Below are 7,482 nucleotides of genomic sequence, written 5' to 3'. Positions count from 1 at the left end.
GCCGGGTTATGGTTCAAGTGGCCACGCCAAAGAACTTCAGCGATGTCAGCCATACCCATAGGTGCGCCTGGGTGACCAGAGTTTGCTTGTTGAACACCGTCCATGCTAAGCGCACGGATTGCATTGGCTAGAACTTTACGAGAAGGCATGTCTGCTCCTGAGTACATAAGCGATTTAAAAAGAGTTAGTGCTAAAAATTTCATTTTTATTAGCGCGGGTATTCTCTCAAACGACTATAGCGACTGCAAACGATTTACTGTCCTTTTAACCATCATTTTTCGCAATTTTTACCCATTTATATCACTTGGTAATGGCTTATATCACCCGGCACGCAAACGTTTAGTTATGTCATATCATAAAAAAGAGCTTGTAATTCGACCGTTGGAATTTAGAATGGCCGTCTAGATGTAGAAACACCTACAAAATATACTGTATTTAATGGCGGCGCTTCCTTAACTTGCTACGCCTAAAATTATTTGCATTTAATCTATTTGCAACTAAAACACTATTTGCAACTAAAACTAAAAGTGGAGCTCTCATGGCTAAGCACCTATTCACTTCTGAATCTGTTTCAGAAGGCCATCCAGATAAAATTGCAGACCAAATCTCTGATGCTGTTCTTGATGCCATCTTGGAACAAGATCCAAAAGCACGTGTTGCTTGTGAGACTTACGTAAAAACCGGCATGGTGATGGTTGGCGGTGAAGTAACAACGTCTGCATGGGTTGATATTGAAGAAATCACTCGTGAAACAGTACGTGAAATTGGTTACGTTCATTCTGATATGGGCTTTGACGCTGACTCTTGTGCCGTTCTAAACACAATTGGTAAGCAGTCTCCAGACATCAACCAAGGTGTTGATAAAACAGACCCGAAAGAGCAAGGCGCTGGCGACCAAGGTATCATGTTTGGTTACGCGACTAACGAAACACCAATCCTAATGCCTGCTCCAATTACTTACTCTCACCTTCTTGTTAAAAAGCAAGCTGAAGTACGTAAGAGTGGCAAGCTTAACTTCCTTCGCCCAGATGCTAAGTCTCAAGTAACATTCCAGTACGACCAAGGTAAAATCGTTGGTATCGATGCCGTTGTTCTTTCAACTCAGCACTGTGATTCAGTCACGACACCTGACCTGCGTGAAGCGGTAATGGAAGAGATCATCAAGCCAGTACTTCCTTCTGAGTGGATCAACAAAGACACTAACTTCTTCATCAACCCAACAGGCCGTTTCGTAATCGGTGGCCCAATGGGTGACTGTGGTCTAACTGGTCGTAAGATCATTGTTGATACCTACGGCGGCGCAGCTCGTCACGGTGGCGGTGCATTCTCTGGTAAAGATCCATCAAAAGTTGACCGTTCTGCAGCTTACGCAGCGCGTTATGTTGCGAAAAACATCGTTGCAGCAGGTATGGCTGACCGTTGTGAGATTCAACTGTCTTACGCTATCGGTGTTGCTGATCCAACATCTATCATGGTTGAAACGTTTGGTACTGAGAAAGTAGCTCACGAAATTATCATTGAAGCTGTTCGTCAAAACTTCGACCTACGTCCATACGGTCTTCAAGAAATGCTGAACCTTCTTCAGCCTATCTACAAGCAGACAGCGGCATACGGTCACTTCGGTCGTGAAGAATTCCCTTGGGAAGCGACAGACAAAGCAGCAATCCTTGCGGACTTCGCTGGCCTAAAATAATTTAGCCACTGCGATTTGTTTCTTTAAAGCCCTTATTTCTTAGTAAGGGCTTTATTTTTATGTACTTACCGAACTTTCACTCGCCATTCCCTTCTCTAACGCCCTTCTTTACCGTTAACCACTTAGTATAAAAAACCACTGATAATTTGTATTTTCTAGCACTACTGACAATAGTTAAGATAACTCCTAGACGATCAAACTCACGTTTAAGCCTAATGTATTTAGTCTAAAATCATTAGTTAAATGAATGCGAGAGCAAAAACTAGGACGATGACGAGCGATTGAGCTTGACACCATAACGCTAATGTCAACCACACCACTGAGCCTTATGGAATTATAACTAGGACGTTATTTAACTAGGGGGAATTATGCCTCGTACCGTGCACCCATCGGAACTGAACAATAAAAAAGATAAGGTCAGCGATCAGGATTACGCTCGAACCATTCCTTGTAACCAAGTTAGCATTTCAGCACCCTTTCATTGGTTGTCACTAGCTCTACACGACTTAGTGAAAATGCCATTAATCAGCGCATTTTACGGCTTGTGTTTTATGGCGGCAGCCATCGCCATAGTCCAACTTGTCCAATGGCAAGGAACACACCTAGTCGTTATGCCAAGCTTGATAGTCTATATGTTGATAGGGCCTTTTCTTGCTCTAGGCCTGTATGACGCCAGCTGGGAAAGAGAAAAAGGACACAACGCCAGCCTACTGCACTCAATGAAAGCCATCACACGAAACTCAACCCATCAATGGGCCTTTGCGATTGTATTGATGGTAGCGATGATTTTCTGGATGCGAATCGCGGCGTTATTGCACGCGTTATATCCTTCTGTTCAAGGGGCTCCACTAACTGAATTCGCTCCATTCCTGATTACGGGCTCTTTAATTGGGCTAATCATCGCTAGCCTAATATTCAGTATTTCAGCGTTTTCAATTCCATTAATGATGGAGCGACGCGTTGATGTAATGAGCGCTATTTTCACTAGCTTCAATGCAGTGAAAGCAAACATCCCAGCAATGGTTGTGTGGGCGAGTATTATTTGTTCCGGTATTCTGGTGGGCTTTGCAACCTACGGCATCGGTATGATCGTCACCATGCCGCTACTTGGTTACGGTACATGGCACGCTTATCACGAGATCATCAAGAAAAAACATCACGTGTAAAGCATCGCTAGATTAACAAGCAATGTTATTATGAGGCCTTAGCTTAACGCTGAGGTCTTTTATTTGGAGTTAACAACGTTTGTCTTACACCCCACAACAACATCGCGCAAATAAGAAACTGGCGGAGTGTCTCGCTATTGCTAATCAACATTTCTCTCGTGAGTTTCCATACCCAACTATCACTTACAAATTAAGAGGTAAATCGGCAGGAAAGGCCTACCTTCAGTTAAATGAAATTAAGCTCAACCACGTGCTATTCAGCGAAAACGAAGACGCCTTTATCAACGAGGTTGTTCCTCATGAACTCGCACACTTGATCACGCATCAGGTCTTCGGACGCGTTAGACCTCATGGTAACGAGTGGAAATACGTGATGGAAAAGGTATTCAACGTACCAGCCAAAACAACCCACTGTTTTGAGATTACCTCTGTGCAAGGCAAGACCTTTGAATACCGCTGCGACTGCACCGTTTACCCACTATCAATTAGACGACATAACAAAGTCCTTCGAAATCAATCGACCTACCGATGCCAACTGTGCCAACAAACCTTAGTTTTTACAGGCACTCAACTAAGCTAATAACCGATTGATTCACTCGTTCGGATAAATCTAATAGAGAGATCTAACATTTGAGTGATAGACTGATATTTATCATACTTTTATCAGTCTTTCTCTATGCAAAAACTCACCTTAAAAGCATTTGGCCTACCTGTGTCTTTTTACTTATCGATAGTATTTAGCCTACTGGTAACCCAAAGCGTTTTCGCTGCCCCACCAAGCTCATTCTACAAAGCCAAAAAAGAAGCCGTAAAGATTTATCTCGATCATCCGACTTCGTTTTATTGTGGTTGTGATATTACTTGGAAAGACAAGAAGAAAGGTATTCCAGACCTTAATGGTTGTGGCTACCAAGTCCGAAAACAGCAAAAACGAGCAAGTCGAATTGAGTGGGAACACGTGGTTCCAGCTTGGCAATTTGGCCACCAGCGTCAGTGCTGGCAAGACGGCGGACGCAAAAACTGTACGCGAAATGATAAAATATTTAAATCCATGGAGGCTGACCTTCATAACCTAACGCCCACGATTGGCGAGGTTAATGGTGATCGATCCAATTACAATTTCAGTCAGTGGAATGGAATAGATGGCGTGAGCTATGGTCAGTGTGAAATGCAGGTCAACTTCAAACAGCGTAAAGTTATGCCGCCTGACAGAGCAAAAGGCTCAATCGCAAGAACTTACCTATACATGAGCCAAGAGTACGGTTTTAGGCTATCAAAGCAACAAACTAATCTGATGATGGCGTGGAACAAACAGTTTCCTGTCGATCAGTGGGAATGTACTCGTGATGAACGAATCTACGCCGTCCAAGGTAATCACAATCCATTTGTTTACCCAGCTTGCAAATAACACCACTCGCATAGCCATCTCTACCAAGCAAGAGTTTCAGCATTGCCCCTGAAACTCTTGCTCTACCCTTGTTTTTTCAACTAAAAGCATCCATGTTAGGCATAGATAAAAATACCCAAATAATCATATTTATAGGTTTACCAGCATGAGAGTCCCTCGTATCCATCACCCTGAACGCATTCATCAGTTAGGCTCACTCGCTTTAGGCGAAGATGCCGCGGGTCATGTTGGTCGTGTTCTTCGCATGAAAGAAGGCCAAGAAGTCCTTCTATTTGACGGCAGTGGCGCTGAGTTCCCTGCGACAATTATTGAAGTATCAAAAAAGAACGTCACGGTTCATGTTACTGAGCGAATCGAGCGTAGCAGTGAATCTCCATTAGACTTACATTTAGGCCAAGTGATTTCACGCGGTGATAAAATGGAGTTCACGATTCAGAAATCGGTAGAGCTCGGCGTGAATACCATTACTCCGCTGATTTCAGAGCGCTGTGGCGTGAAACTTGATACCAAACGCTTTGAGAAAAAACTCGCACAATGGCAAAAGATTGCTATCGCGGCATGTGAACAGAGTGGCCGTAATACGGTTCCTGTCATTCGCCCTATCATGCAACTTGAAGCGTGGTGTAGCGAAACCAGTGAAGCGTTAAAGTTGAACCTACATCCTCGCGCAAAATACTCAATTAACACCCTTCCAGAACCCGTCAGCAAGGTGCGCCTATTAATAGGCCCTGAAGGTGGATTGTCCGCTGAAGAAATCGGCATGACAGAACAATACAAATTTGAAGAGACGCTACTCGGCCCACGTGTACTTCGTACCGAGACAGCAGCTCTAACCGCAATTACTGCCTTACAAGTCCGTTTTGGCGATCTAGGCTAGGAGAAAAAAATGATCAAACTTGGCATCGTAATGGATCCTATTTCATCCATTAACATCAAAAAAGACTCTAGCTTTGCCATGATGCTTGAAGCTCAGCGTCGTGGTTACGAAATCCATTACATGGGAATGGATGATCTACACTTAGATCAGGGCGTAGCCATTGCTGACACAAAGGTTGTAGAACTAAAAGAAGATCCAAACGGTTGGTATGAGTTCAAGTCAGAGCAGACTATCGCGCTATCTGAATTAGACGCCGTACTGATGCGTAAAGATCCTCCGTTTGATACTGAGTACATCTACGCGACTTACATTCTTGAGCGTGCTGAAGAGAACGGAGCACTGATCGTAAACAAGCCACAAAGCCTACGTGACTGTAATGAGAAGTTGTTCACTGCTTGGTTCCCTGAACTAACACCGACGACAATCGTGACTCGTAAAGCTGAGAAGATTAAAGAGTTTCGCGAAAAGCATGGTGATGTGATTCTTAAGCCGTTGGATGGCATGGGTGGCGCGTCTATCTTCCGAGTGAAGAAAGGTGATCCAAACGTATCAGTAATCATTGAAACATTGACCAACCACGGTCAAAATTACGCAATGGCACAAACTTTTGTTCCAGACATAAGTAATGGTGATAAACGTATTCTTGTGGTTGATGGTGAGCCTATGCCTTACTGCTTAGCTCGTATTCCAGCGGAAGGGGAAACGCGAGGTAACCTAGCGGCCGGTGGTACTGGTGTGGCTAGACCACTGAGTGATACTGACTGGGAAATTGCAAAAACAGTGGCTCCAACACTGAAAGAAAAAGGCTTAATCTTTGTTGGCCTTGATGTAATCGGTGACAAACTGACTGAAATAAACGTAACCAGCCCGACTTGCATTCGTGAAATCGAAGCCGCTTTTGATATTTCAGTAACCGGTAAACTGATGGACGCGATCGAACGTCGCGTTAAAGCAAAATAGCTTCCAGTCGATTGGCTTAGTTGAAATGATCTAAGCTGAATCGTTCTTAGCTAAACCAATGTAATGAGCGGCACAAGCCGCTCCTTTCTCAAAGGCAGGAGGCTTTATGAATTTAACCAATCACTTTCTGGTTGCTATGCCAGGAATGAAAGATCCTTACTTTCAAAACTCTGTAATTTACCTTTGTGAACACAACAATGAAGGTGCAATGGGGTTAATGATCAATGCCCCTATTGATATAACGGTTGGAAAAATGCTGGATCAAGTCGAGATCGACTCCATAAACCCAAAATCCAATCAAGCTAGCCTAGATAAGCCAGTGTTAAACGGAGGACCGGTAGCTGAAGATAGAGGTTTCATTTTACATAGGCCAAAAGGCAACTATCAATCTAGCATCAACATGACCGATCAAATCTCTGTCACGACCTCTAAAGATATCCTTACCGTGCTCGGAACTGGAGACGAGCCAGTGCATTACTTGGTCGCATTAGGCTACGCAGGTTGGGAACCAGGGCAGCTAGAAATAGAACTCACCGAAAACTCTTGGTTAACCGTTGAAGCCGACCCTAAAGTTATCTTCGACACCCCCATTGCAGATCGTTGGAAAGTTGCCGTTCAGATGCTAGGCATTAATGTTGCGCAATTATCGGCTGATTCAGGGCACGCCTAAAACCAACTCATAACAATCAATACAAACCCAACCCAACCCAACTATTTAATTCTGGAACTTTTATGTCACGGACAATTATGGCATTTGATTACGGTACAAAAAGTATCGGTAGTGCAATCGGCCAAGAGATTACTGGTACCGCAAGTCCCTTAACAGCCTTCAAGGCTAAAGATGGTATTCCGAATTGGGATGATATCGAGAAGCAAATCAAAGAATGGCAACCTAACCTGATTATCGTCGGTTTACCAACGGATTTACACGGCAAAGATCTAACAACCATTACTCCAAGAGCAAAGAAGTTTGCTAATCGCCTCAAAGGGCGCTTTGGTATTGATGTCGAACTTCATGATGAAAGACTATCTACAGCAGAAGCCCGATCCGAGCTTTTTGATATGGGCGGCTATAAAGCATTAAGCAAAGGAAATGTGGATAACCAATCTGCAGTTGTTATTCTAGAGAGCTGGTTTGAAGCACAATATTTTTAACTCAGCATTAAGCGAGCAATAATTACACTCAATTCTAATCTGTAATCATATAGCGACGTAATATTAATGCGATTCATTATTAGGTTAGTGATGGCTCATATAAAACTGATTTAACATCCTACTCAGTTCTAACGATAATAGTATGTAACTCAATGGACGCAGGCGAAGCTGGCGACGGTTATCCAACTAAAAATTAAATGAGAAAAGAGCGTAGTGACGCGAA

General features: G+C 43.5%; 9 protein-coding genes. 8 read left to right on the top strand and 1 reads right to left on the bottom strand.

Annotation, left to right across the window (positions count from 1 at the left end):
• On the bottom strand, nt 1-149 hold a 149-nt coding region (locus OCT63_RS21045; protein WP_269984553.1), incomplete at its 3' end, for a hypothetical protein.
• A 389-nt stretch (nt 150-538) separates the two neighbouring features.
• On the opposite strand from OCT63_RS21045, the gene metK reads away from it, so the two are divergent.
• From metK to ruvX, 8 genes are all read left to right on the top strand, one after another.
• Nucleotides 539-1,693, top strand: a complete 1,155-nt coding sequence (gene metK, locus OCT63_RS21040; RefSeq protein WP_017056531.1) for a methionine adenosyltransferase — start codon at nt 539-541, stop codon at nt 1,691-1,693.
• 368 nt (nt 1,694-2,061) lie between these two features.
• The gene (locus tag OCT63_RS21035; RefSeq protein WP_161675290.1) at nt 2,062-2,859 is read left to right on the top strand and encodes a DUF2189 domain-containing protein; all 798 of its coding nucleotides are present in this window, start codon (nt 2,062-2,064) and stop codon (nt 2,857-2,859) included.
• 79 nt (nt 2,860-2,938) lie between these two features.
• Entirely contained in the window at nt 2,939-3,439 is a 501-nt protein-coding gene (locus tag OCT63_RS21030) for a SprT family zinc-dependent metalloprotease (protein ID WP_269984552.1), read from the top strand.
• 96 nt (nt 3,440-3,535) lie between these two features.
• Entirely contained in the window at nt 3,536-4,267 is a 732-nt protein-coding gene (locus OCT63_RS21025) for an endonuclease (RefSeq protein ID WP_161675288.1), read from the top strand.
• 145 nt (nt 4,268-4,412) lie between these two features.
• Nucleotides 4,413-5,144, top strand: a complete 732-nt coding sequence (gene rsmE, locus OCT63_RS21020; protein WP_017056527.1) for a 16S rRNA (uracil(1498)-N(3))-methyltransferase — start codon at nt 4,413-4,415, stop codon at nt 5,142-5,144.
• 9 nt (nt 5,145-5,153) lie between these two features.
• On the top strand, nt 5,154-6,104 hold the full coding sequence (gene gshB / locus OCT63_RS21015; RefSeq protein WP_161679729.1) for a glutathione synthase: 951 nt from the start codon (nt 5,154-5,156) through the stop codon (nt 6,102-6,104).
• A 106-nt stretch (nt 6,105-6,210) separates the two neighbouring features.
• The gene (locus OCT63_RS21010) at nt 6,211-6,774 is read left to right on the top strand and encodes a YqgE/AlgH family protein (RefSeq protein ID WP_161679730.1); all 564 of its coding nucleotides are present in this window, start codon (nt 6,211-6,213) and stop codon (nt 6,772-6,774) included.
• 62 nt (nt 6,775-6,836) lie between these two features.
• A complete protein-coding gene (ruvX, locus tag OCT63_RS21005) occupies nt 6,837-7,259 on the top strand; it encodes a Holliday junction resolvase RuvX (protein WP_269984551.1) in 423 nt (140 codons plus the stop codon).
• Nucleotides 7,260-7,482: the final 223 nt, after the last annotated feature.

It is taken from the genome of Vibrio sp. RW (genome assembly GCF_027587105.1).
GTDB classification, from domain to species: Bacteria; Pseudomonadota; Gammaproteobacteria; order Enterobacterales; family Vibrionaceae; genus Vibrio; species Vibrio toranzoniae.
This window is presented reverse-complemented; position numbering and strand designations above follow the sequence as displayed.